This window comes from Massilia orientalis, assembly GCF_030411975.2.
GTDB lineage: Bacteria > Pseudomonadota > Gammaproteobacteria > Burkholderiales > Burkholderiaceae_D > Telluria > Telluria orientalis.
This window is the reverse complement of the sequence record NZ_JASNRB020000002.1, coordinates 94,510-120,454: the sequence shown is the minus strand read 5'-3', so window position 1 is coordinate 120,454 and position 25,945 is coordinate 94,510. Positions and strand designations below refer to the sequence as shown.

General features: G+C 68.0%; 17 protein-coding genes. 11 read left to right on the top strand and 6 right to left on the bottom strand.

What is annotated here, in order from left to right:
- Positions 1-96: 96 nt before the first annotated feature.
- Positions 97-1,935, top strand: coding sequence for a rhamnogalacturonan lyase (locus QPK29_RS02570; RefSeq protein ID WP_371769770.1), 1,839 nt, complete (start codon positions 97-99; stop codon positions 1,933-1,935).
- A 102-nt stretch (positions 1,936-2,037) separates the two neighbouring features.
- Here QPK29_RS02570 and recJ read toward each other — a convergent pair whose 3' ends face one another.
- Genes recJ through QPK29_RS02550 form a run of 4 tightly spaced genes read right to left on the bottom strand, consistent with a single transcriptional unit; the run spans position 2,038 to position 6,892 of the window.
- Positions 2,038-3,687, bottom strand: coding sequence for a single-stranded-DNA-specific exonuclease RecJ (gene recJ / locus QPK29_RS02565; protein ID WP_371769837.1), 1,650 nt, complete (start codon positions 3,685-3,687; stop codon positions 2,038-2,040).
- A 44-nt stretch (positions 3,688-3,731) separates the two neighbouring features.
- Entirely contained in the window at positions 3,732-4,796 is a 1,065-nt protein-coding gene (locus tag QPK29_RS02560; RefSeq protein WP_056131815.1) for a hypothetical protein, read from the bottom strand.
- A 24-nt stretch (positions 4,797-4,820) separates the two neighbouring features.
- A complete protein-coding gene (locus QPK29_RS02555) occupies positions 4,821-5,654 on the bottom strand; it encodes a ferritin-like domain-containing protein (protein WP_200948844.1) in 834 nt (277 codons plus the stop codon).
- 17 nt (positions 5,655-5,671) lie between these two features.
- Positions 5,672-6,892 (bottom strand): hypothetical protein, encoded by a 1,221-nt coding sequence (locus QPK29_RS02550; protein ID WP_371769771.1) that lies wholly within the window; start codon positions 6,890-6,892, stop codon positions 5,672-5,674.
- Positions 6,893-7,052: 160 nt separating this feature from the next.
- Between QPK29_RS02550 and QPK29_RS02545 the strand changes: the two genes are divergently transcribed.
- The 8 genes from QPK29_RS02545 to QPK29_RS02510 all read left to right on the top strand — a co-directional run bounded on the left by QPK29_RS02545 (position 7,053) and on the right by QPK29_RS02510 (position 22,246).
- Positions 7,053-8,318: a lipoprotein-releasing ABC transporter permease subunit gene (locus tag QPK29_RS02545; protein WP_371769772.1), complete on the top strand. Its 1,266-nt coding sequence runs from the start codon at positions 7,053-7,055 to the stop codon at positions 8,316-8,318.
- A gap of 1 nt (position 8,319) precedes the next feature.
- Positions 8,320-9,012 carry a lipoprotein-releasing ABC transporter ATP-binding protein LolD gene (gene lolD, locus QPK29_RS02540; protein WP_371769773.1) on the top strand — a complete coding sequence of 231 codons (693 nt, stop codon included), beginning with the start codon at positions 8,320-8,322 and terminating at the stop codon, positions 9,010-9,012.
- 7 nt (positions 9,013-9,019) lie between these two features.
- On the top strand, positions 9,020-9,820 hold the full coding sequence (locus QPK29_RS02535; protein WP_056328868.1) for a TatD family hydrolase: 801 nt from the start codon (positions 9,020-9,022) through the stop codon (positions 9,818-9,820).
- A gap of 137 nt (positions 9,821-9,957) precedes the next feature.
- Positions 9,958-12,870 (top strand): type VI secretion system Vgr family protein, encoded by a 2,913-nt coding sequence (locus QPK29_RS02530; protein ID WP_371769774.1) that lies wholly within the window; start codon positions 9,958-9,960, stop codon positions 12,868-12,870.
- 42 nt (positions 12,871-12,912) lie between these two features.
- Entirely contained in the window at positions 12,913-14,577 is a 1,665-nt protein-coding gene (locus QPK29_RS02525; protein ID WP_371769775.1) for an esterase/lipase family protein, read from the top strand.
- Between the two features lie 352 nt (positions 14,578-14,929).
- Positions 14,930-16,552: a T6SS immunity protein Tli4 family protein gene (locus QPK29_RS02520; RefSeq protein WP_371769776.1), complete on the top strand. Its 1,623-nt coding sequence runs from the start codon at positions 14,930-14,932 to the stop codon at positions 16,550-16,552.
- 250 nt (positions 16,553-16,802) lie between these two features.
- Complete coding sequence (locus QPK29_RS02515) at positions 16,803-19,754, top strand: TonB-dependent receptor plug domain-containing protein (RefSeq protein ID WP_371769777.1); 2,952 nt, start codon at positions 16,803-16,805, stop codon at positions 19,752-19,754.
- Between the two features lie 125 nt (positions 19,755-19,879).
- A complete protein-coding gene (locus QPK29_RS02510) occupies positions 19,880-22,246 on the top strand; it encodes a DNA internalization-related competence protein ComEC/Rec2 (protein WP_371769778.1) in 2,367 nt (788 codons plus the stop codon).
- Here QPK29_RS02510 and QPK29_RS02505 read toward each other — a convergent pair whose 3' ends face one another.
- Both QPK29_RS02505 and QPK29_RS02500 read right to left on the bottom strand, forming a co-directional pair.
- Positions 22,247-23,713: a sensor histidine kinase gene (locus QPK29_RS02505; protein ID WP_371769779.1), complete on the bottom strand. Its 1,467-nt coding sequence runs from the start codon at positions 23,711-23,713 to the stop codon at positions 22,247-22,249.
- A gap of 2 nt (positions 23,714-23,715) precedes the next feature.
- On the bottom strand, positions 23,716-24,402 hold the full coding sequence (locus QPK29_RS02500) for a response regulator (RefSeq protein ID WP_371769780.1): 687 nt from the start codon (positions 24,400-24,402) through the stop codon (positions 23,716-23,718).
- A 135-nt stretch (positions 24,403-24,537) separates the two neighbouring features.
- On the opposite strand from QPK29_RS02500, the gene QPK29_RS02495 reads away from it, so the two are divergent.
- A complete protein-coding gene (locus QPK29_RS02495; RefSeq protein WP_056131854.1) occupies positions 24,538-25,017 on the top strand; it encodes a Spy/CpxP family protein refolding chaperone in 480 nt (159 codons plus the stop codon).
- Positions 25,018-25,100: 83 nt separating this feature from the next.
- The gene (locus QPK29_RS02490; RefSeq protein WP_371769781.1) at positions 25,101-25,937 is read left to right on the top strand and encodes an alpha/beta fold hydrolase; all 837 of its coding nucleotides are present in this window, start codon (positions 25,101-25,103) and stop codon (positions 25,935-25,937) included.
- The last annotated feature ends 8 nt before the right edge of the window (positions 25,938-25,945 follow it).

Sequence of the window (25,945 nt, the reverse complement as noted above, 5' to 3'; positions counted from 1 at the left end):
CTCAACATTGTGACTGCTTGCCTGGACCGAATTGACACTCGCCAGGCCAATCCAGATACTCGAACGCCCGACAACAACGACGAGCAGGCTGGAGACATGATACCGATCCGAACCGTTGCACCGCTAGGGCTGCTGGCGCTCGCCCTCACGCAATCCGCGTTTGCCGCGCAGGGCAAGCAGGTTGAAAAACTCGACCGCGGCGTCGTCGCCGTCGCCACCGGCGGCGGCGTCTTCGTCAGCTGGCGCGTGCTGGGCGTCGACGACCCCGACACCCGTTTCAACCTCTACCGCGACGGCGTCCGCCTGAACGGGGCGCCGCTTACGGCGAGCAATTTCACGGACACGAACGGCACGCCGGCGGCCCGCTACACCGTGCGCGCGATCGTCGACGGGCACGAAAAGAAGGACGAAGCGGCCGGCGCCACGTGGAGCCAACCCGTCCTGCGCATCCCCGTGCAGCGGCCGGCCGGCGGCGTCACGCCGAAGGGCGAGGCCTACACGTACGACATCAACGACGGCACACCGGCCGACCTGGACGGCGACGGCCAGTACGAGCTGATCGTCAAATGGCAGCCGACCAATGCCAAGGACAATTCGCAGTCGGGCTATACCGGCAACACGTATGTCGACGCCTATCGACTCGACGGCACCCGGCTGTGGCGCATCGACCTGGGCCGCAACATCCGCGCGGGCGCCCATTACACGACGGTGGTCGCCTACGACTTCGACGGCAACGGCAGGGCCGAGGTGATGCTGAAGACGGCCGACGGCACCGTCGACGGCCAGGGCAAGGTGATCGGCGACGCCAATGCCGACTACCGCAACGCGAACGGCTACATCCTGTCCGGTCCAGAGTACCTGACCGTGTTCGATGGCCGCACGGGCAAGGCGCTGGCGGCCACGGATTACCTGCCGGCGCGCGGCTCGGTGGCGGCGTGGGGCGACAACTATGGCAACCGCGTCGACCGTTTCCTGGGCGGCGTCGCCTACCTGGACGGCCGCCGGCCCAGCGCCATCTTCTCGCGCGGCTATTACACGCGTGCCGTGGTCGCGGCGTGGGATTACCGCGACGGCGTACTGTCCAGCCGCTGGGTGTTCGACACGGACAAGGAAGGCAGCGCCGTCCGCGGCCAGGGCTCGCACTGGTTCGCGGTGGCGGACGTCGACGGCGACGGCCGCGACGACATCGTCTACGGCGCGGCCGCGATCGGCAGCGACGGCCACATGTTGTACAGCACCGGCCTGTGCCACGGCGACGCGCTGCACGTCGGCAAACTCGACCCGACCCGCGCGGGCCTGCAGGCGTACATGGTGCACGAGACGCCGTCCTGCTACGGCGCCACCGGCTCCGAGATGCACGACGCGGCGACGGGCCAGGTCCTGTGGGGCGTCAGCGGCAGCGGCGCCGACGTCGGCCGCGGCGTGTGCGCGGACATCGATCCGAACTACCTGGGCGAGGAGTGCTGGGCGTCGCGCGGCGGCCTGATGGCGGCGAACGGCCACCAGATCTCCGCGGCGCGTCCGGGGAACATGAATTTCGCCAGCTGGTGGGATGGGGATCTCGGCCGCGAACTGCTCGACGGCACCGTCATCAACAAATGGCAGCCCACGACGGGGAGCGTCGTGCGCCTGCTCGACGGCGCGCCGTACGGGGCGGCGTCGAACAACGGCACCAAGGCGACGCCGGTGCTGTCGGCCGACATCCTCGGCGACTGGCGCGAGGAAGTCGTGTGGCGCACGGCGGACAACTCGGCGCTGCTCGTGTTCACGACGACGGCGCCGACCACTGCGCGCATTCCGACCTTGATGCACGATCCGCAGTATCGCGCGCAGGTGGCGGGGCAGAATGCGGGCTACAACCAGCCGCCGCATCCGAGCTTCTACCTGGGCGAAGGGATGGGGGCGGTGACGCAGGCGCCGATTTTTACCCGCTAGGCCCGTAACGTAAAACCATCATTCCCGCGCAGGCGGGAATCCATGCTGAGGTTCCGAAGTCGGTTGCTCAGTATGGGTCCCCGTTTTCGCGGGGACGACGGGTTATACAGGTTCCGCGTGCTCCACCAGCAACTGCACCTTGGTCACGCCGTTGTATTCATTGGCATCCAGCCTGAACGCCACCCGCGCCTTGTCGCCCAGCGCATCCGTATGCCCGAACCAGATGGCATCGTAGCGCCGCCCGTTCCGCTCCAGCAGCAGCTTGAGGTGCTTGTCCTTCAGGATGCGCTGGCTGACGACGCGGAATTCGTCGCAGAACACGGGCGGCGCGAACCCCTGGCCCCAGACCTGGCCGTCCAGCAGTTCGATGAATTGCGTGCTGTAGAAATCGTCTTCCAGCGGGCCGTCCGTCTCGACGATACGCTCCAGCTGCGCCTCCGTCAGCCACGCGCGGCCGACGGCTTCGAACGCCTGCGCGAACGTGTCGAAATGGTCGCCGCGGATCGTCAGGCCGGCCGCCATCGCGTGGCCGCCGAACTTGTCGATCAGCCCCGGCACCTTCTTCGATACGAGGTCCAGCGCGTCGCGCAGGTGGAAGCCCGGGATCGAGCGGCCCGAACCCTTGATCCAGCCGTCGCCCGCGGGTGCGAACGTGATCGTCGGGCGGTAGAATTTCTCTTTCAGGCGCGAGGCGACGATGCCGATCACGCCCTGGTGCCAGCCGTCGTCGAACACGGCGATGGTGCTGGCGTCCGCCGGCTTGAAATCGTCCAGGTGCAACAGCGCCGTACCCTGCATGTCGGCCTCGATCTCGCGCCGTTTCAAATTGATGTCGTTGAGTTCCTGCGCGATGGCCCAGGCGCGGCCCTCGTCGTCCGTGACCAGGCATTCGATCCCGAGCGACATGTCTTCCAGGCGGCCGGCGGCGTTCAGGCGCGGACCGAGGGCGAAGCCGAGGTCGAACGGCGACGCGCAGCGCGCCTCGCGGCCCGCCACGCGGAACAGCGCCGCGACGCCCGCATGCATCCGGCCCGCGCGCATGCGCTTGAGGCCTTGCGCGACGAGGATGCGGTTGTTCGTGTCGAGTTTCACCACGTCGGCGACGGTGCCCAGCGCGACGAGGTCGAGCAGGTTGTCGAGCTTGGGCTGCGTCTGCGCGTCGAACACGCCGCGCCGGCGCAGTTCCGCCCGCAGTGCCAGCAGCACGTAGAACACGACGCCCACGCCGGCCAGGTGCTTGCTGGGGAAGCCGCATTCCGGCTGGTTCGGGTTCACGATCACGCGCGCGTCCGGCAGCGCGTCGCCCGGCAGGTGGTGGTCGGTGACGACGACGTCGATGCCGCGCGCCTTCGCCGCCGCCACGCCGTCGATGCTGGCGATGCCGTTGTCGACGGTGATGATGATGTCCGGGGATTTCTCGCGCGCCGTCAGTTCGACGATTTCCGGCGTCAGGCCATAGCCGTACTCGAAGCGGTTCGGCACGATGTAGTCGACGCGCGCGCCCATCGCCGTGAGGCCGCGGATCGCCGTGGCGCAGGCGGTGGCGCCGTCGCAGTCGTAGTCGGCGACGATGGTCATCTTCTTGCCGGCCGCGATGGCGTCGGCGAGATACACGGCCGCCGCGTCGATCTGGCGCAGCGCGCCGGGCGGTACCAGCGCTTGCAGCTCGACGGCCAACTCGCGCGGGTCGGTCAGGCCGCGGGACGCAAACACGCGCGCGAGGACGGGGTGGATGCCGCCCTGGCGCAGCATTTCGGACTGGCGTACGGGGCAGGGGCGGATGGTGATGCGGGTCTTCAAAGCAGTCGTTCCAGGGTGGGGCGGCGCCAGAATTTACGTTGCGCCAGCGGGGTCGTCGTCGTTTCGAGGTGGCCGTCGCGGTGGCTCAGCACGAGGCGCACTTCCTTGATGCGGCCGGATTTCAATGCGGCCAGCAAGGGCGCGAACAGCTCGGTCTCCAGGCGCTGCATCTGCTGCAGCCAGCCATGCCAGTCGGCCGCGATACCGGACGCCGCCACGTTGCCGCAGGCGAGCAGCCAGTGGCCATCCTCGTCCAGGATCGAATCCAGGCCGGCCAGGGTGTCCAGGCGGCGGTCGGCCAGCGCCGTCAGCCAGCCGGGCGTGTCGAACGCCGCCACGCGCGGGCGCACGAGCGGCTTGCCGGAGACCTTCGCCACCAGTTGCTGGGCGTGTTCGGTCGCCATGCTCGCATTCCCCCACGGCCAGAACGAATTGATCGGCAACTGGCCGCGCGCCTCGCGCGCCGCGTTGGCCGGATCCGTGAACCACGTCACCTGCACGTCGTTCTGCAGCTTGCGGAAGGCGCGCGCCTGCGGGCCGGACGGCATCCAGTCCGTCAGGTTCATGTTCACGGCCGCATCCGGGCTCGCCGTCCCGATGTCCGTCCAGTCGTCGGCGCGCATGAACCACGTGTCGTGGGCACCCCAGGCGAGCGCGTAGCCCGCGTCCTCGAAGCAGGGGCGGGCGCTGTCGAACAGGGCGCGCGCTTCGTCCTCGCGCAGGTCGAGCTGGCGCATGTCGCCCATCTGCAAATGCGTGCGCGCGATCTGGATATGGGTCGGGTTCACGACGAACCACATGCCGTCGTCCGGATCGAGGCCGATTGCGCGCATCGCGCTGGTCGCGACCCCCGGGACGAGCCCGTGCGCGACACCCAGCGCCCGCGCGATCCAGAGCTCATACGGCAGGACGCGGGCGTCGGTGTCCAGCGGGCGGTAGCGCGCATCTGATATTTTCGACAACAGCGCGGCCAGCGCCGGCGCCTGCAGGGCACGGGTCAGGTCGGGCGCGAATTCGGGAGCGGGGAGGGCGAACGGCAGGACGAGCGAAATGTGGGCCATCCCTCTATTTTAGGCGAAATGGACTCAGATGTCCGCCCCCGGTCCCGGCGTCGTCACGTCCGGCGACGTCGTGGGCGCGGTCGTCGAATCGGGCGGCATCCCGGCCGACCCGCCCGGCGGCAGCATCCCGGCAACGGGCGTCAGCCCGATGGCTTCGTGATACCACCCCTGGACGAGCACCAGGTGCCGGTGCTCGTCTTCCAGCGCCAGCGTGAAGCCGGCCACGAGGTCGTCCTGGCCGGCCTCGCCCGCGAGCGCGATCAGCGTCTCCCAGCCGGCGCGGTCGGCCAGCTCGGCCGTCAGCAGCGCGTGCAGCGACTGGGCCAGGCTCGTGCGCGGATCGTTCAGCACTTGCACGAATCCCAGGGACTCGACGCCGGTCACGTCCGCGCTGGGCGTCTGCGCCGTCGGGTCGCCGCCCAGCGATTCGATCGCGTCCTTCAGCAGCAGGAAGTGGCGGGCTTCGTCGCGGCGGATGGCGGCGACGTGGTCGCGCGTCATGCCGGCCGGGCCGCCCTGCATCACGTCGCATTTCGCCAGCAGCGCGTCGTAAAGACGGGTGCCCGTGCGTTCGAACGCCAGGCGTTCGCCCAGCTTGTCGAGCAGGATCTGCGGCCGGTCGCCCTTGAGCATGTGCATGCCCATGCTGACGGCGCCCGTCACCGAGCCCGGCATGGGGATGGAGCCGATGTCGCCGGCGTCCATGATGAGCGCTTCGCGCGCGTCCAGCAGGGCGCGCTCGTCGCCCGGCGCGCCGCGGATCGGCGCGTTGTCGCTGCCCTGCATGGCCGCCGTGTCGATGGGCGACATCTGCACGCCCGTTCGGTTCATGCCGAGGTGTTCGGTCTGCTGTGCCATGGTGTCTCCGTTGCGGTTCAGGGCTGAACGACGCCACCCTGGTTGGCGGGAAGGGTCGTCGTGACGGCCGTCGTGGTGGCCGCGCCATGGCTCACGAGTTCCGTGCCCGGCGTCCACACGTAGCCGGCCGCCACCGCCTCGCTGGGCGAGCCGTCGCTGTTCATCCGCCGCCGGTAATCGATGCTGGCCTGGTCTTCGTGCGCCTTCGGCACGAATTGCGTGCCCAGCGCGCGCAGGTCGACTTCGCTGGCCAGCACCTGCCGCACGTAGTCGCGCTGGCTGCGGAACGGGATCGGGCCTGAGAAATCGCCGACGATCTCGGCCGGATCGCGCCGCTCGTAGCGCCGGAAGGCGTCGGCGGCCATGTGGAAGTGGCCCAGCTCGTAGTCGAGGCACCGCTCCCACACGGCCTTGACGTGGTGGTTCGTCTCCGTTTCGACGCAGCTGTAATAGGTGTAGCACTCGTTCGCCTCGTGCAGCAGCCACTGCTCGACCCACGTCTCCGTCGGGTCCAGCAGCGATTCGTATTGCGTGACGTGCTGTTCCTCCACCGAGGCGATCTCCGCATACAGCTGGCGCGCGACCGGGTCGGCGAACGCCGGGCCCACGTTCATATAATAGTTGTGGGTCTGCGCCTCGGCCGCCGTGATCGTCAGCGCGTGCAGCTTGCTGAGCATCGTGGCCATGCTGCGGTCGTACGGCATGCGCAGGTCGCCGCGCGGGGCGCGGTGGTGCTCGGGCGTGGGGCGGCCGGGGAGAATGTCCGTATAGCTCTGCAGGATATTGTTCGCATCCTTGCCCTCCACGCGGTCGAGCAGCGCCGCGTAGCGGTACAGGTGGTCGAAGTCTTCCAGCAGGCCGAAACGGTAGACCTGGGACAGGTAGTCGTCCGGCTCGGCCCGGGCCACGCTCGCCGTCAGCTCGATGGCGAGCTGTTCGTAGGCGATGGTCGTCTCGAGCGGAGAATGATCGGGCGACAGCAGCCAGTTCACCATCGTTGCCTGGTGCTGCTCGACCCGCCTGACGTCGGCCAGCGGCTGGCGCAGCGCCATGTTGCAGCGCGCGGCCATGTGCGAGAAGCGCAGGGCCTCGAGCTCGATGCCGTTCATGAGGATGATGCGCATGCGGGTAAAGGCATCGTCGTCCAGCTTGCTGATCGGCTTGCGCACCATGTCGCGCCACGTGGTGTGCTGCCGGTCGAGCGGCGTGCCCTTCGAATCGAAGACGGAAAATGCCATGTGGGCCTCCTGTCTGCGTTCGATAGTCTTGCCGCGCCCGGAGTTCCGGACATTTTATGATGTGTGCAAGATAGAAAAAGTACTTCCAATTGTGACAACGCCCCACATGGATGAGCGTTGTGTGGCAAACTGCGGGACCAAAGCATTTACCCTGGAGCCCATGAGTCTCATCCACAAACTGCCGTACGAATGGCTGGTCGGCTTGCGCTACACGCGCGCCGGCAAGCGCAGCAGCCGCAACAGCTTCATTTCCTTCATCTCGCTGATCTCCGTGTCCGGCATCGCCCTCGGCGTGGCCGCCCTGATCGTCGTGCTGTCGGTGATGAACGGGTTCCAGAAAGAGGTCACGGACCGCATGCTGTCCGTGCTCGCCCACATCGAAGTGTTCGACGCGAGCGGCACCATGCCGAACTGGCGCCAGGCCGAGCAGGAAGCCTTCCGCAACCCGGCCGTGCGCGGCGCCGCGCCGTTCGTCGAGACGCAGGGCCTGCTGGTGCGCGAGGACACGATGAAGCCGGCCGTCATCCGCGGCATCCTGCCGTCGGAAGAGCACAAGGTGTCGGACGTGGCGAAGCAGATCCGCCAGGGCAGCATCGAGAGCCTCAGGTCCGGCGAGTACAACATCGTCATGGGCTACGCGCTCGCGCGCGCGCTCGGCGTCGGCATCGGCGACAAGGTCAACATGCTGCTGGCGCAGGGCCAGACGACGCCGGCCGGCATGGTCCCGCGCTCGCGCGTCTTTACGGTGAGCGGCATCTTCGAGGCCGGCCACTACGAATTCGATTCGGCGCTCGCCTTCATCAACATCGAGGACGCGCAGCGCATGGTGCGCATCGACGCGCCCAATGGCCTGCGCCTGCGCATCGCCGACATGCACCAGGCCCCGTTCGTCGCGCAGGAACTCAAGCGCAGCATGTCGGGCGAGCTGATGATGCGCGACTGGTCGCAGCTGAACGCCAACTGGTTCGCCGCCGTGCAGACGGAAAAGCGCATGATGTTCATCATCCTCACGCTGATCATCGCCGTGGCCGCGTTCAACCTCGTCTCGACCCTCGTCATGACGGTGACCGACAAGCAGCCCGACATCGCCATCCTCCGCACCCTCGGCGCATCGCCGCGTTCGATCACGAAGATCTTCATGATCCAGGGCGCCCTCGTCGGCATCATGGGCACCGCGGCCGGCGTGGGCCTGGGCGTGCTGGTGGCGCTGAACATCGACGTCATCGTGCCGTTCATCGAACACCTGCTCGGTGTGCAGTTCCTGTCCAAGGATATTTATCTGATCAGCGAAATCCCGTCCGACCTGCGCTGGCCGGACGTCTTCAAGATCGGCGGCGTCTCGGTGCTGCTGGCCTTCGTCGCGACCATCTACCCCAGCTGGTCCGCGTCGCGCGTGAAACCGGCGGAGGCACTCCGCTATGAATGACATGAATGTGAATACGGCAATACTGGCCTGCCGCAACGTCGGCAAGACCTTCCGCCAGGGCGATTACGCGGTCCAGGTGCTGGACAACATCGATTTCTCGATCGGCCGCGGCGAGCGCGTGGCCATCGTGGGCGCGTCGGGGTCCGGCAAGTCCACGCTGCTGCACATCCTGGGCGGGTTGGACACGCCCAGCACGGGCAGCGTGACCCTGCAGGGCGAGGACTTCGCGACCTTGTCGGAGACGCGCCGCGGCGAGCTGCGCAACCGCTCGCTCGGCTTCGTCTACCAGTTCCACCACCTGCTGCCGGAGTTCACCGCGCTGGACAACGTCGCGATGCCGCTGCTGATCCGGCGCATGAAGCGCGAGGACGCCGTCGCGCGCGCCGAGGCGATCCTGGCGCGCGTGGGCCTGACGAAGCGCGCCATCCACCGGCCGGGCGAACTGTCCGGCGGCGAGCGCCAGCGCGTGGCGCTGGCCCGTGCCCTCGTCACGGAACCCGCGTGCGTGCTGGCGGACGAACCGACCGGTAACCTCGACCACTCGACGGCGCAGGGCATCTTCGACCTGATGCTGGAACTGTCGAAGACCCTCGGCACCGCGTTCGTCATCGTCACGCACGACCCGGAACTGGCGCGCCGCTGCGACCGCGTGCTGCGCATGACGGAGCACGGCCTGCAGCCGGCCGGGGCTTGACCCTGCCATGTGGATCGACACGCACTGCCACCTCGACGCCCACGAATTCGGCGGTGACTCGCGCGCCATCGCCCGGCGCGCGCAGGAACTCGGGGTCGGCATGATCGTGATACCGGCCGTCGCGCGCGCCAACTTCGACGTCGTGCGCCGGCTCGCGGCCGACCTGCCCAACGCCAGCTATGCGCTGGGCATCCACCCGATCTACGTGCCGCAGGCGACGGACGACGACCTCGCCGAACTGCGGCGCCAGGTCGAGGCGTCGCTGGCGGACCCGAACTTCGTGGCCATCGGCGAGATCGGCCTGGACTTCTTCATCCCGATGCTGTGCGAGCCCGCGATGCGAGAGAAGCAGGAGCGCTTCCTGCGCGAGCAGTTGCGCATCGCGCGCGATTTCGACCTGCCCGTGCTCGCGCACGTGCGCCGCTCGCAGGACCAGGTGCTGAAGCACGTGCGCCAGATCCGGCCCGCGGGCGGCGTCGCGCACGCGTTCAACGGCAGCTTCCAGCAGGCGAAGGCCTTCATCGACGCCGGCTTCCACCTCGGCTTCGGCGGCGCCATGACCTTTACGCGCGCGCTGCAGATCCGCCGGCTCGCCGTGGACCTGCCGCTGGAATCCATCGTGCTCGAGACGGATGCGCCGGACATCTCGCCGGCGTGGGTCCACCCGGGCCGCAACAGCCCGGAGCAATTGCCTGCGATCGGGGCCGCGCTGGCCGCCATGCGCGGACTCGATGCGGACGCCGTGCGCGCGGCGACGCACGCGGGCGCGCTGGCGACAATGCCGCGCCTGGCCGCGCTGCTGGGCTGACTACGCGGCCCGCATGAAGCACATGGGGCCTACCCGGCCCTCATGACGGCGCGACCGCGCCTGAACACGCCCGGTTCCATCGAGTCGCGCCGGCGCGCGCTGCGCACCCGCGCGGCGCGCCGCGTGGGACCATCCGCATGCGCCGAAGTTCGCTCCTGTACACCCTGATGCACGTTAATCTCGCGCCGGTTGAAGCATGGAAGAATCCATTCTCGTGCCGCAGCCGCGGCGTGTTCACGGGAGAGACAGTGGAAAGCGCGAGCGATTTCCTGCGGGTTCTGCAGCACGAGAAGGTCCTGAGCACCGCGCACCGGCCGTTGCGCCTGCGCCTGGCCCACGGCGGCCAGCTCGCGGAGGACGTGCTGCTGCCCCAGCGGGTCGTGGGCCACGAGGCGATCTGCGGCGGCATCGACTACCGCGTCGCCTGCCTCGCCAGCAGCCCGCACATCGCGCTGAAAGACCTGATCGCGCTGCCGGCCGAACTGCAGTTCGTCACCGACCGCGGCATGCTCCGCAGCGTGTGCGGCATCGTCACCGAGGCGCGCGCGGGCGATGCGGACGGCGGCCTGGCCGGCTACGAGCTCGTCCTGCGCGACGTGTTCGCCGTGATGGAAAAGCGCACCAACAGCCGCGTGTTCCGCTACCAGAACGAGCTGGAGATCGTGCAGGCGCTGTGCGCCGAATGGCGCCAGTCGAACACCGTGCTGGCCAACGCCTTCGAAGTCGAGCTCGATCCGCTGTTCGACATGCGCCAGTTCCCGCCGCGCGAACAGACCATGCAGTACAACGAGTCGGACGCCGCGTTCGTGCGCCGCCTGCTCAAGCGGCGCGGCATCCCCTGGGTGTTCCGGCCGGGCCGCAGCCGCGGCAGCCCCGTCGACCCCGCGCACGACCGCACGCCCGCGCACACGCTGGTGCTGTTCAACGACCCGAACGGCCTGTCGCAGAACGCGGCCGGCACGGTGCGCTACCACCGCGACAGCATGGCGGACGGCCGCGACACCGTCAGTTCCTGGCGCGCCGCGCGCCGCCTGCAGCCGGGCGTCGCCACGCGCCACAGCTGGGACTACAAGAATCCCGGCGGCGCGCAGTTCATGACGGCCTCCGCGCGCAGCAGCGTGGATCAGGGCCCGAGCGGCAACACGCTCGCCGCGTCGCTGGACGACTACCTGATCGAGATGCCGCACGCGGGCAACGACGTCGAGGACCACTGGCGCCTGGGCCAGGTGCGCATGAGCCGCCACGAATTCGAATCGAAGTGCTTCCAGGGCGAGGGCAGCGTGCGCGACTTCTGCGCCGGCCAGTATTTCGCGCTCGAAGGCCATCCGGAGATCGACACCCATCCTGCCGCCGAGCGCGATTTCGTGATCACGGAGTTGCACGTCGTGGCCGACAACAACCTGCCGCGCGACCTGGAACGCCACGCCAGGCAGGTGGCGGCGGATGCGGCCCTGGGCGCGCCGCCGGCCCCGCGCGCGGGCGACGGGCAGGCGCGCGTGCGCGTCAGCTTTTCCGCGGTCCGGCGCGGCATTTCGATCGTGCCCGCGTACGACCCGCGCACCGACCTGCCGCAGCCGCCGCTGCAGAGCGCCATCGTCGTCGGGCCGGCCGGCGAGGACGTCCATTGCGACGCGCTGGGCCGCGTGAAAATCCGCTTCCCCGGCATGCGCGTCGCCGACCACCGGCATGCGCACGGCGCCGGCGCGTCCGATTCGCCGGCCGATTCGGCCTGGGTACGCGTGGCGTCCAACTGGGCCGGCAACGGCAACGGCAGCCAGCAGCAGGCCGGCGCGCTGGCGCTGCCGCGCGTCGGTTCCGAGGTGCTGGTCGCCTTCCTCGGCGGCGACCCGGACCGCCCGATCATCCTCGCCCAGCTGTACAACCAGCGCACGGCGCCGCCCGCGTTCAGCCAGGCGGGCGCGCTGCCGGGCAACCGCTACGTATCCGGCACGCGCACGCACGAGATCCAGGGCGCGCGCGGCAACCAGCTGCGCTTCGACGATACGCGCGGCGAGATCAGCGCGCAGCTTGCCAGCGACCACGGCACGTCGGAACTGAATCTCGGCTGGCTGACGCGTCCGCGCGCCGACGGCACCGGCACGCCGCGCGGGGAGGGCGCCGAGCTGCGCAGCGACCTGTCGGTGGCCGTGCGCGGCGCCCAGGGCGTCCTGATCAGCGCGGAGGCGAGCCCGCAGGCGGAAGGCGGCCAGCTCGACCGCGCCGGCCTGGTGGGCCTGGCCGACGTCATGCAGGGCATCCTCGACGAAGTGGGCAGGCTGGCCGCGGTCCACACGGACGACGAGCCGACGGGCCGGCGCCTCGCCCTCCTCGTCGACAAGCTGAAGCGTTGGCATGCGGGCAGCAATGTCGCGGAAGGTGCCGCGGGCGGCGGGGAACCCATCCTGGCCGCGACGGCGCCGAACGGCGTCATCGTCGCCAGCAACGACAACCTGGCACTGGGCGCGAGCGGCAAGGTGGACGTCGTCAGCGCGGGCGACGCCGAGGTTGCGGCCGGCGCCAACATTTTCGTGCGCGCCGCTCGCCGCCTGAGCCTGTTCGCCCACGAACTGGGCGTGCGCCTCGTCGCGGGCCGCGGCGACATCGTCGTGCACACGCACGTGGGCAATATCCAGATCAAGTCGGCGGGCCGCATCAGCCTGATCGCTGCCGAACGCATCGAACTGGAAGCGCCGGCCGTGAAGATCATCGCGCCGGGCGCGCAGACCGACTGGGCCGACGGCACCGTCACCCAGCAGACGAGCGGCCGCCAGGTCTTCAAGGCGACGGAGCACGACCTGGTCGGCCCCGGCGGGGCGGCGCCGGCAGGCGTGCGCATGCCGACGTCGCACCTGCACACGGACGAATACGTGGTGCTGCGGCACCAGCAGACCGGCAAGCCGGTCCCGAACCAACGCTACAAGGCGACGTTCGAAGACGGCCGCGCCGTCACCGGACGCACCGACGAACAGGGCCGCACCTCGTTGCTGATCGGCGAAATGATCGGCGACGTCGACATGGCCTTCCTCCCCGACGACGACCCGGCCCGTTGACCCAGAATTTTACGCAAACTCAACCCAGACCACGGAGCGCGCATGGCAGACCCGACCCGCCCCTTGCCCAACCTCGTCCCGCAGCCCGACGGCAGCTGGACGGGCCGAACCGTCCTGACCCCCACCTCGTTCACGACACGCGGGCTGTTCACCTTGCCGCCGTCGAAAGTCATTCCGGTCATCGTCGTGCCCGGAATCATGGGGAGCAACCTGCGGGCGGCGACCAGTCCGGCGATGCGGGCGAACGCCGTGCTGGATCCGGGCGAGCCGGCGTGGCGGGCGCCGAACGGGACATTCGAGGGATTGAAGACGGCGCGCAAGTGGAAGGAGTTCGATCCGAAGAAGCGCCAAAAGCTTCTCAACGCACGGACGCTCGAGGTGGATAACCGTGGCGATATCCACTTGCCGCTGGAAGCACGCAACTACGGTACGACCGAGGCCGAGGTGCGGCAGCGCTGGTGGGGGGAGGTGCATTGGGATTCGTATGGCAGGCTGCTGTACGGCTTGCAGGTTGGCCTCAATCACACGTTCGAGATGGATCCGCTGGATAACGTCCGTGTGATATGCAGCCATTGGAAGAACGTGATGGCGTGCGATCCGGCGCAGTGGGGTGTGCGGGGCATCGCCAGGGTGACGGAGGCGGAGCTCGACAAGCACGCGGCGTATTACTATCCGGTTTATGCCTGTGGCTACAATTGGCTCGAGTCCTGCGACGCATCGGCCAAATGGCTGCGGCAGCGTATCGAACGGATCATTTCTTTCTGGACTGAGCGCAAGCGCGAATGCCGGCAAGTGATCCTGGTCACCCACTCGATGGGTGGATTGGTTGCGCGCGCCTGCGCGAAGCAGATCCCGGAGCAGATCCTGGGCGTCATCCATGGCGCCATGCCCGCCCTTGGTGCGCCCGCATGCTATCGCCGCATCGCATGCGGTACCGAGAAATGGAGTCCTAGCAATGGGCAGGTGGACAATATCAAGGCAGAGCACGTCGCCGAAATCCTGGGTGAACTGCCCAAGGACACGATGCCGGTGATGGCCGCCGCGCCCGGCGCTCTGCAGCTGCTACCCAATCATCTTTATCCGCAGCCCTGGCTGCACATCTGCCTGGTCAACAAGGTCAACCATAAAGATGTGCCGCGCGAGGTGGTGCATCTGCCCGCGGGTGACCCCTACGACATGTATCGCGATACGCAGTCGTGGTACAGGTTGATCGACCCTGTGCTCGCAGACCCTGCAAAGCTCTACAACGACACCGAGGTCGTCGATGTTCTACGGCGAGCCGTCGACGAGGCCGAGCGGTTCCACCGCAAGGTCCTGGATACGTACTATCACCCGAACACGTACGCATTTTATGGCGCCGATCCGGAACACATGTCGTTTGGCGCGGTGCGTTGGGTTGCACGCGACCCGGCTGCCGGCGCCGTGTTTACAGAATCTAATATCAAGGCGGCGGCCCGGGCGGGCTATGGCCCGGGTGGCGGGCGACGCGTGCGCGTGGAAGGACGTAGTGATCTCTACTTTGTTCCTGCACGCCAGGACGTGGCCGGCGACGGCACCGTGCCACATCAGTCCGGAGCGGGCCCACGGGGAAAGGTCAGCCAGTTGTTCGACGTGCGTGGAATCGATCATCAGGGCGCATACAACAATGATGCAACCCTGATGCTGACCCAGCACCTGATCGTCAAACTGGTTCAGAAGCTGCAATGAAGCGCACCGGGAAACAGCGTTGGCGCCGTCGCGCCACATCGGTTGCGCCTCCATGCATGATGAGACGCAAGGAAACCCCAAGCCTCATCCAGTGTGCGGGGGCCGCTAAATGTAAATTGGATGGGCGAATGATTGTCGTCCGTACGTTCCTTCGTATGGATGCGTTCATGCGGCAAGTCGTCTTGTCGTCGGGCCCAGTTTCCGTTGCCATGCCGGTACCGACGTTGCCATGACGCGAACAAGGAAACGCGGTTGGCGAGAGCTCATCGTTTTGCTTGCAGCTCTCGCCTGTGCAGGTACCTGGGCCGCTGGCCAGGTCCGCAGCATACGGGACAGATCCGAGGTGGCAAAAATGACGGGAAAGATGAAAACGGTATGCGTCGGACGGTACCTGGTCGACGTTCCCGGCGAGGCCGATGTCAGCTTGTCGGGCGAAAGGATATCCGGGTTCGCGATCGACTCCGTCGAGGAGGATGAAGCCACATTCCGTGGGCGGGTGGCGGCACGCGAGGCAGAGATCGCGGCACGCGGCCACGATCACGACGACAGCGGCGAAGGCGGGTTGCTCGATGCCCATGACCTCCGTATTCCCGGGGTCACCGGGCGAAGCTTCGTTTACGGCCGCAGCCGCGGGCATATGATGAACGGGGATCGCCGGATCGATATGGAATCGGTGTCGATCGAAGTCCATGCGCACATGAACGGTTTGAGTTTCACGATGTCTGCGTCGTCGAAGCAGGCGCAAGGTGTCAAGGACGCAGAAACGCTGCTGGCACGATTGCAAGTGCGCGGCACGGACGAGATCCCGCGCGGGCCCGGGTTCTGCGTCTGGCGAGGGGTCTTCGCGGAACCTTTGCCGGAACATGAGAACGAACATGTCACCCTGCATCTCGGCCTGCCTGGCCATCCGGACATGGGATTGGCATTCGACGTCATGCCTGCTGGTCGCACTGATCGCAGCTTGCTTGTCCGTGTCGCCGATATCGACGCAGACGCCAGCGCCGATGAAATGCTGCGCGTGACAAAGCTGCGCTCGGGCAAGCGGAGCATCAATGGCATTGACGGGGAAGAGGTTCTGGAGCGCGTCCGCGAACTGAATTTCACGACGGGCTATAGCTTCATGTGGGAGGCGCATGGGGTCGGCAATGATCACTTGCAGCCGTACTTGCTGCTTAACATGGAAACCGGCACAAACCCGAGCCCCGGGGGAAAACCTGTCGATTCCAGTCTTCATGAAGACGCCGTGCTCGAGCTTTGGGACAGCATTTCGTCCAGCATCCGCCTGCGCAAGTCCGATTCGCCGCCGCCATCGGATCCGCCGCCGGCACCGCCCGGACCGAAACTGGGTGCACTGGCGACTGCCGGAGAAATCTGTCCGCAATCCGGCTGGTGGAAATGCCGCGAAGGCGGCCCCGGCGTGGACGTACAGGGCGGATCGGTCCAATGGATACGCAAAGGCGACCGCATGCCACAGGCGCTGCTGCTACCGCGGCAGACACTGTGGCAAAAGCTGCGCGGTCTCCAACCGAGCATCGAACCGTCGCAGCCGACGACGTGGAGGCTGGTCGATAAACGGCTACGTCCCCGTACGCCGATGCTGGTCACCCTTGCCCCGCCTGGACCGGGCAGTCTCGCCCTGGAAGGCGAAGCCGACCCCGTCCAGGCAGCCGCTCCCGGCACGAACGTCAGGACCGGTGAAATCTGTCCGGCGAGCGGCTGGTGGCGCTGCGGGGAGGCGCATGCGCTCGACGGCACGCGCTGGTTCCCGCGCGGAAGCACGCTTCCGGCTGCGACCTTCCAGGTAGCCGTGGGCATGTTTGGGCGTTCGGCCGGTCCGGAAGTAATCCAGCGACGCAGTACGTGGCAACTGATGCGCATCGCCGAGGCGGAACGCGTCGCACTTCTCGCCGGGTCCGTACAGGACGGACAACCCGAGCCCGGGCCGCCGCCAATGGGACCGTCCACGCTCGCCTGAGCCTTCGTCCTTGGCAGTGCTGTCCGGTATTTTATAAATGAAATCCATTTCATGCTGGCCGAGTCTGTTTTCTCATCGATGGATATCGCGCATTGGCTTGATCGCCAGTGCTGGCCGCGTCGGTTTTTTATAAATGATATCCATTTTTGTATCGGAGGACGAAAAAAAGGAATTGGATGGTAGCGTGTAACATCCCTAGGATGATTTTTCGCACTATTCAAGGTGTGATAAAAATCATAACGGAGATCTCATGACCATTCGACCCGCCAGGCGCAGCGAGGCCCAGCCTCTACAACCCTATCCCTTGAAACTGTCCACCGCAGCATTGCTCGGAGCAGGCCTGATCAGCGCCGCAACCGTCTGCGCGCAGGAAGCAGCGCCCGCTCCCAAGGCTGTCGACAATGTGGTGACGGTGACCGGTTCGCGCATCGCGGCGCGCGGCTTCAACCAGCCCACACCGACCACGACGCTGACGGCCGACGACATCGAAAAATCGGCCGAGCCGAACATCTTCAACACCATCGCCCAGCTGCCGGCGCTGCAGGGCAGCACGGGCAGCCAGGTGCTGACGTACAGCACGTCGAGCGGCCAACAGGGACTGAGCGCGTTCAGCCTGCGCGGCCTGGGCGCGTTCCGCACGCTGACGCTGCTCGACGGCCAGCGCGTGGTGCCGGCCAATGTCACCGGCGTCACCGACATCAGCCAGTTTCCACAATTGCTGGTCAAGCGCGTCGACGTGGTCACCGGCGGCGCGTCGGCGTCGTATGGCTCGGACGCGGTCGGCGGCGTCGTCAACTTCATCACGGACAAGAAATTCACGGGCTTCAAGGCCAACATCGAGGGGGGCGAGACCACCTACCACGATGACAAGAACGTCACGCTGCAGGCGGCATGGGGCCGCGGCTTCCTGGACGACAAGCTGCATGTCGTGGTCAGCGTGGAGCGCAGCAAGGAGGATGGCATACCGCCCAACGGCTTCGGCGCCGGCCCGGGCCCGAACGGCCGCACCGCGTTCAAGGCGCCGGCCTTTCAAACGCGCCCGTTTGCCCAGACCACCGACGGCAAGCCGCAGATCTACGACATCCGTAACGCCCAGAATTACCAATACAACCTCTACGGCCTGATCACCTCCGGCCCGCTGCAAGGCACGGCCTTCGGCGATGGCGGCGTGCCGTACAAGTTCAACTACGGTTCCAACGGCGTGCCCGACGGTAAGGGCGGCGTGAGCGGCTGTATCAGCCCGTTCTGCGTGGGCGGCGACCTGTCCGGCGTGTCGGCCAATACCACGACGCTGGCCTCGGAGCTGAAGCGCCAGAACGCCTACACCCGCATCGGCTATGCGATCAATGACGACCACGAGATCTACATGACGATCAACGCGGCCGAGGTCAATTCGCAGAACCAGCCCAATGGCGGGGCGCCGAAAAACGCCAACCTCACCATCCAGTGCGACAATCCGTTCCTGCCCGCCTCGATCGCGGCAGCCTGCGCGGCCAACAACATCACCAGCTTCCAGTACGGCACCGGCAACGCCAATCTGCCGAAATACATCAGCGTCGAGCCGACCCGTCGGATGGCGCGCTACGTGATCGGCGCCGACGGCCGCTTCGATGCCGGCGGTACGACCTGGTCGTACAACGGCTACTACCAGCGCGGCATCAACCGCACCGACCTGTACGTCAACAACATCACGCTGACGCCGCGCTATAACGCCGCGATCGACGCCATCCGTCTGCCCGACGGCAGCATCGTCTGCCGCAACGTCGTCGCGCGCAATTCGGGGTGCCAGCCCCTCAACATCATCGGCAACGTCCCGCAGAGCACCGGTGCGCTGGCCTATGTGATGCCGCCGAACGGCCCGCAGCAGCACGCCCGCCAGACCCAGGACGTGGCCAGCTTCAACGTCAGCGGCGAGCCGCTCGCGCTGTGGGCCGGTCCGCTGGCCGTCGCCACCGGTCTCGAGTACCGCAGGGAGGCCTATTCCGTGCGCGCCGACCCGTACGGCAACGGCGTCACGGCGGACAGCCCGAATTCGCCCGCCTACCCGGCCGATCCGCTGCTGAACACGTCGTCCGGCGCGAACTGGTTTGCGGGCAATTACCACAACGGCTCGGGCGCCTATTCCGTGCGCGAAGCGTACCTGGAAGTCAATCTGCCGCTGTTCAAGTCGGCCGGGCTCGGCGAAGCCAACCTGAACGTGGCGGGACGCGGCACCAGTTACAGCACCGCCGGCAACGCCAAGACCTGGAAGATCGGCGGAACCTGGAAAACGAGCATCGACGGGGTGCGCCTGCGCGCCGTCACCTCGCGCGACGTGCGCGCGCCCAACCTGAGCGAACTGTTCGCGCCGGTCGTGATCACCAACAACGTCGTGAACCACAAAGGCACGACCTTGACGGTGCAGCAGCAGGTCACCGGGAACCCAGCGCTCAAGCCGGAGGTCGCGCGCAGCACGGAGCTGGGCATCGTCCTCGCGCAACCGCGCTGGGCGCCGGGTTTCAGTGCCTCGTTCGACTATTACACGATCAAGGTGAACGGCGTCATTTCGACGCTGGGCCTGCAGCAGGAGGTCGACCTGTGCGACGCCGGGCACCAGGACCTGTGCGCGGCCATGGTGCTCGACAACCCCGTGCCGACGAATAACTACGTGCGCCTGCAGCAATTCAACCTGGCGTCGCTCAAGCTCAAGGGCTACGACATCGAGACCTCGTACCGCGGCAGCATGGCCGGCCTGGGCCTGCCCGGCATGTTCACGCTGCGCGCGCTGGCCACGCATACGATCGACAACATTACGGACTCGGGCGTGCCGGGCACCATTCCGACGCAGGGGGCGGGCGTCAACATGGGCACCACGCCGCGCTGGAAGCTGCTGGCCTCTCAGGGCTGGTCGTCGGACAGCGGCAGCCTGACGCTGAGCGAGCGCTGGATCAGCAACGGTGTCTACAGCAATGAGTACATCGAGTGCCAGACCAACTGTCCGGTCTCCACGCCTATCCACCAGACCATCGACAACAACCACATGAAGGGCGTGTTGTATGTCGACCTGGGCGCGACCTGCAAGGTGTCGGAGAACGTCATGGCCTATGCCAAGATCGACAACGTGGCCAACCGCAACGCGCCGACCTCGGGCAATGGCATCAATCCGTCGCTGTACGACCTGTTCGGTCGCATGTATCGCGCCGGCGTGCGATTCACGTTCTGAGTCGAGTGGCGCCGCCGCAGCGCTCTTCAGCTGTGGCAGCTCAACAGAGGGTGTGGTAGCGCCGCTTCAGCCGTCCGCGCTGCGTAAGATATACGCTGGACAGTGCCAGACGAAAGGCAGGCGCCATGCGGATCGCGATATGCAGCTTTGTCGCCGGCGTCGCGTGGCTGCAGTGCCGGGCCGCGCTTCCCCCATGGAGCGCGCTGGCATTCGGGGCGGCCTTGCTGCTGGCCTGCCTCACGGTTCGGCGACCGCGGCGGCGGATCCCCCTGTTGATTGCCGGCGGCGCACTGTTGGGTTTCGGCTGGGCGGCGTTCCTCGCGGACGGCGCGCTCGCGGATCAGCTGGCGGCGGTGGACGAGGGGCGCGACGTCACCCTGGTGGGCACCATCGATAATCTGCCCTATCGCTTCGATGGTGGTGTGCGCTTCAATTTCGCGGTCGAGCACGTCGTCGGTGGCGCGCTGAAGGTGCCACGGCGCGTAGCGCTCTCCTGGTATTCGGGCTCGCGCAACACGGTTGCCACGGTCGGCGACGTCCAGCCGGGCCAGCGCTGGCAATTGACGGTGCGCCTGCAGCGCCCGCACGGCAACGCAAACCCGGGCGGATTCGATTACGAAGCGTGGCTGCTGGAACAGGGCGTGCGCGCCACCGGCTATGTGCGGGCCGACGACGGCAACCGGCTGCTTCACGCGTTCGTGGTCGGTCCCGGCGCGGTCGTCGAGCGCGTCCGCGCGGCGCTGCGCGCGCGCATCCAGGCCGCACTCGCGGGACGCACGTACGCGGGCGTGGTCGTGGCACTGGTGATCGGCGACCAGCGCGGCATCGAGCAGGCCGACTGGCAGGTGTTCAACCGCACCGGCATCGGTCACCTCATTTCGATCTCGGGCCTGCACATCACGATGATCGCGGGGCTCGCCGCGTGGGCCGTGTCGGCGTTGTGGCGCCGCTCGTTCTTCACCGATGCGCGCCTGCCGCTGCGCCTGCCGGCACAGAAGGCCGCCGCGCTGGCCGGCACCGTCGTCGCCTTGCTGTACGTGCTGCTGGCCGGCTTCGGCGTGCCGGCACAACGCACCCTGTACATGCTGTCCGTCGTCGCGCTCGCGTTGTGGATGGGGCGTCTCGCGGCCGTGTCGCACGTGTTGTGCACGGCGCTCGCGGTGGTCGTGCTGCTCGATCCGTGGGCCGTGCTGTGGCCGGGGTTCTGGCTGTCGTTCGGGGCCGTGGCGGTCATCCTGTTCGCGGGGCATGGCCGCATCGGGCCGCCGCCCACGGGACCGCGCGGCGCGCTGCTGCTGGCCGGACGGACGCAATGGGCCGTCACGGCGGGACTGGTGCCGTTGACGTTGTTGTTGTTCGGCCAGGTGTCGATCGTGAGCCCGGTAGCGAATGCGGTGGCGATCCCGCTCGTCAGCTTCGTCGTGACGCCGCTCGCGCTGGCCGGCAGCCTGGTTCCCGGGCCGCCGGGCGACTGGCTGCTCCTGCTCGCGCACTGGACGGTGGAGATGCTCGCCTGGCTGCTGCGGCTGATGGCCGGCTGGCCCGGTGCCGTGTGGCGCGCGCCGGCGCCGCAGGCGTGGGTGTTCGCGCTGGGACTCGGCGGCATCCTGTGGATGCTGATGCCGCGCGGCTGGCCGCACCGCTGGGCCGGGGCCGTCGCGCTGCTGCCGATGCTGTTGCAGCGCCCGGACCATCCACGCGACAACACTTTTCGCGTGACCGCGTTCGATGTCGGCCAGGGCATGGCGCTGCTCGTTGAAACGGAGCGGCACCGCCTGCTGTACGACACCGGCCCCGCGTACGCCCCGGGCGCGGACGGCGGCAGCCGCGTGATCCTGCCGTACCTGCGGATGCGCGGCATCGCCACGCTCGACGGGATCGTCGTCAGCCATGGCGACAAGGACCACACGGGCGGGGCGCTGGCGGTGCTGGAAGGCGTCGACGCGGGCTGGCTCGCCTCGTCGCTGCCCGCCGATCACGCGATCGTCCGGGCGGCGCCACGCCACGTGCGCTGCAGCGCCGGCCAGCATTGGGAATGGGACGGTATCGCGTTCGACATGCTGCATCCGACGCCGGCCAGCTACGACGACGCGCACCTGAAGACGAATGCGCGCAGCTGCACGCTGCGCATCAGCAATGGCCGGCGCACGGTGCTGCTGGCCGGCGACATCGAGGCGGCGCAGGAAGCGGCGCTCGTCGATCGTGCAGCGGACCGCCTGCGCGCGGACGTCCTGCTGGCGCCGCACCATGGCAGCGGCACGTCGTCCACGCCGGCCTTCCTGCAGACGGTACGTCCGGACATCGCGATCTTCCAGGTCGGGTACCGCAACCGCTATCACCATCCGAAGCCCGAAGTCTACGACCGCTACGGCACGCTCGGCGCCCTGCGCCTGCGGACCGACGACGCGGGCGCGCTGACGCTGGACTTCGGCGCCGACGTGGCCTGGCGCGGCTACAGGAACGAGCACGCGCGCTACTGGTACGGGCGCTGATTACGCCACGCGCGGCAGCGTGATCGTGACGCGCAAGCCGCCTTCGGCCCGGTTGGCGGCCGAGATCCGACCGCCGTGCGTCTCCACGACCCGCTTGGCGATCGCAAGTCCGAGTCCATGGCCGTCGACGTTGTTGAGCGTGGGGTTGGAGCGGAAGAACGGTTCGAACACGTCGCCCAGGTGTTCGGGCGCGATGCCCTGGCCCTTGTCGAGGACTTCGATGTGAACGAGGTCGCCGTCCGGATGCAGGCAGACGTTCACGGGGCCGCCCGCGCCATGCTTGACGGCGTTGCGCACGATGTTCTCGACGGCGCTCCACAGCAGGTCCGGGGCGCCGCGCACCGTGACCGGTTCCGGCGCGTCGACCTCCACCACCGCGCCGGCTTCGAAGCGGGCATCGTCGACGATCTGGTCGACCATCTCGACGAGGTCGACGGGCTCGGTGGCGGGCAGCGTCGTCGCCGCTTCCAGGCGCGACAGCGTCAGCAGCTCGCCGACGAGGCGGTCCATGCGCACGCTTTCGCGCTCGATGCGTTCGAGCGACGCCTGCAGGCGGTCCGGCCGCTGGTGCGCGAGGCCGATGGCGGCCTGCAGGCGCGCGAGCGGCGAACGCAGTTCGTGCGAGACGTCGTGCAGCAGGCGGCGCTGGCCATCCATCAGGGCGCGCAGCTGGGCGCTCATGCGGTCGAAATCCTGGCCCAGTTCCGCCAACTCGTCGCCGATGAGGCGCGGCGCCGCGTGGGCGAACTTCGGCGCGAGGTCGCCCGCCGCGGCGGCGTCGAAGGCGCGCTGCAGGGCGCGGATCGGGCGCGAGAAATACCAGGCGAGGAGGGCGGCGAACAGGAGGCTGGCCAGCGTGGCGGCGACGATGGGCAGCCAGGGGCCCACGTGCCGGCTGAATTCCGGCGGCAGGCCGAACCAGCCGCCACCCGGGCCGCCCAGGCCGCCGGGGCCGCCGTCCATGCGCGCGCCCGGGTCGCCGTCGCCTGGGCCGGCCGGCGGCGGTCCGGCGCCCGGTCCGGTGCCGAAGCCGCGCGGACCCGGACCGTCCATGCCCGGCACATGCCATGCGCGCGAGGCGAAGGCCGTGTAGCGGCGGCCGTCGGCGCCCGTCAGGTGGGCGACGGCATGGGTGTGGCCGTCGCCGTTCAGGTTGCGCTCGACTTCCTCGCGCAGCCTGGCGGGCACGGGCCGGTCGAGCAGTTCGTGGCCCTGCTCGTCGAGAACGTACAAATGCATGCGGCGGCTCCCGGCGGCGAGGTCGCGCAACGCGTCGATGCCGCCGTGCTTCAGCGTCGCGGCGGCGGCGTCCAGCATGATCGTCGCGGGGGGACTCTTGTCGAGCGTGGGTTCGCCGCCGCGCTGGCGCGCCTGGTCGCGCAGCCACAAGGTGCCGCCGACGCCGATCGTGGCCGCCACCTGGGCCAGCAGGATGGACAGGAAAAACTTCCAGAACAGCCGGCCCATCGCTACTCGCGGATCAGCTGGTAGCCGAGACGGTAGACGGTCTGCAGGCAGGAACGCCCGTCGGACAGCGTGCCCAGTTTATGGCGCAGGCTCGACAGGTGGACATCGATGTTGCGGTCGAAGCGGGCCAGCGGGCGGCCCAGTCCCTGCTCGGAGAGATCGTTCTTGCTGACCGGACGGCCGGCATTGCGCGCCAGGACTTCGAGCAGGTTGAATTCGGTGCTGGTCAGGTCCAGCGGCTGGCCGTCCCACATGGCGCGGCGCTGCTCCGGCAGCATCGTCAGCTTGCCGACGGTGAGCGTGATGCCGGGACCGTCGTTGGGCGAGCTTTGCGTGCGGCGCAGGATGGCGCGCACGCGCGCCGTGAGTTCGCGCGGCGTGCAGGGCTTCGTGACGTAGTCGTCGGCGCCCAGTTCGAGACCGAGGATGCGGTCGGCGTCGTCGCCGCGCCCCGTCAGCATCAGGATCGGCATGCGGCTGGCGGCGCGGATGCGGCGCAGCGTCTCGATGCCGTTCATGCGGGGCATCATCACGTCGAGGATGGCGATCGCGTACTGGCCGGTCAGCGCTTCGCGCGCGCCCGTCTCGCCGTCGTGGGCGCAGGCGACGCGAAAGCCTTCCTGTTCCAGGTATTCGGAAAACATGCCGACCAGTTCGGTGTCGTCGTCGATAAGCAGGACTTGGTTCATGTTCGCATCTTAGCGCAGCGCGGCTGTGCCGGCCACGACCGCCCCCGGCTCTTTACGCGCTTTTACACGCCGACAACACGCCTTAACATCGAGACAATCGAGAATGGCGTCTCCGAACAAAAAAGGATGACACACATGAAATTCACAAGCCTTTCCGCGGCAGCCGCGCTGCTCGCCGCCTGCCTTGCCGCCGCCCCGGCCTTCGCGACCGGCGAACCGGATGCGCCGCCGGCCGCCGGCCGGCACGGTCCGGACGGCGACCACGAGCGGGGTCCGGGCATGCCCTTCGGCCACGTGCCGCTGCACCGCCTGAAGCTGACGGAAGCCCAGCAGGACAAGGTGTTCGCCATCGTGCACGCCCAGGAACCGCAGCGCCGCGAGTACGACAAGGCGATACGCAAGGCGCACGAAGGGTTGCGCGAACTGGGCCGCGCCGACGGGTTCGACGAGGCCAGGGCCGGCGCGCTGTCGCGCGACCTCGGCCAGGCGGTGGCCGCCCAGGCGCTGCTGCAGGCACGCACCGACGCGCAGATCCAGGCCGTGCTGACGCCGGAGCAGCGCGAGCAACTGCGCCAGCACCGCATGCGCGGACACGATGGGGGCGAGCGGCCGTAGGCGTTTCCCTCTAAATACTTGGAGATAATGACATTACAATGGGTGTCGTCCTGACTATGCGCTGCCGCGTCATCCCATTCCCGATGTCCAAGCCTTTACTCCATTTCACCCACGGGAACAGCTACCCGTCCGGTTCGTACGGCCGCCTGCTGGACGACTTGCGCCGCGATTTCGACGTGCGCACGACGGACATGCTGGGCCACGATCCGCGCTTTCCCGTGCGCGACAACTGGCACACGCTGATCGACGAGCTGATCGCGCAGCTGGAGGGGTACGGCCAGCCGGCGATCCTCGTCGGCCATTCGCTGGGCGGCGCCGTCAGCATGCTGGCGGCGCACCGGCGGCCGGACCTGGTGCGCTGCGTGGTGATGCTGGATTCGCCCGTCGTCGCGGGCTGGCGGGCGTGGGTGTGGCGCATCGCGAAGATCCTCGGACTGCGCATGCGGCTGTCGCCGGGGAACGTGGCCCGGCGGCGGCGCAACGTGTGGCCGTCGCGTGCGGCCGCTTTCGAGCATTTCATGGCGAAACCCGTGTTCCGGGCGTGGGCGCCGGGTGCCCTCGACGATTACCTGGAGCACGGCCTGGTAGCGCATGCCGAGGGCGTGCAACTCCGCTTCGACCGCGACGTCGAAGCGGCGATCTACGGCACGCTGCCGCACGACATGGACCGGGTGCTGCGTGCGCCTTTCCCCGTGCCCGTCGGCTTCATCGCGGGGACCGATTCCACGGAGCTGCGCCAGGCGGGCCTGGACGGGACGCGCCGGCTGGTCGGCGGCAATCTCGTCACGATCGAAGGCACGCACCTGTACCCGATGGAGAAGCCGGCGCTGACCGCCGCGTTGACGCGCGAGATGATCGCGCGGCTGCTCGCGCAGGCCGAGGAAAAAAAGGCCGGTCGTCCCAAGGCGCTTTTCGCGTAAAATTGCGG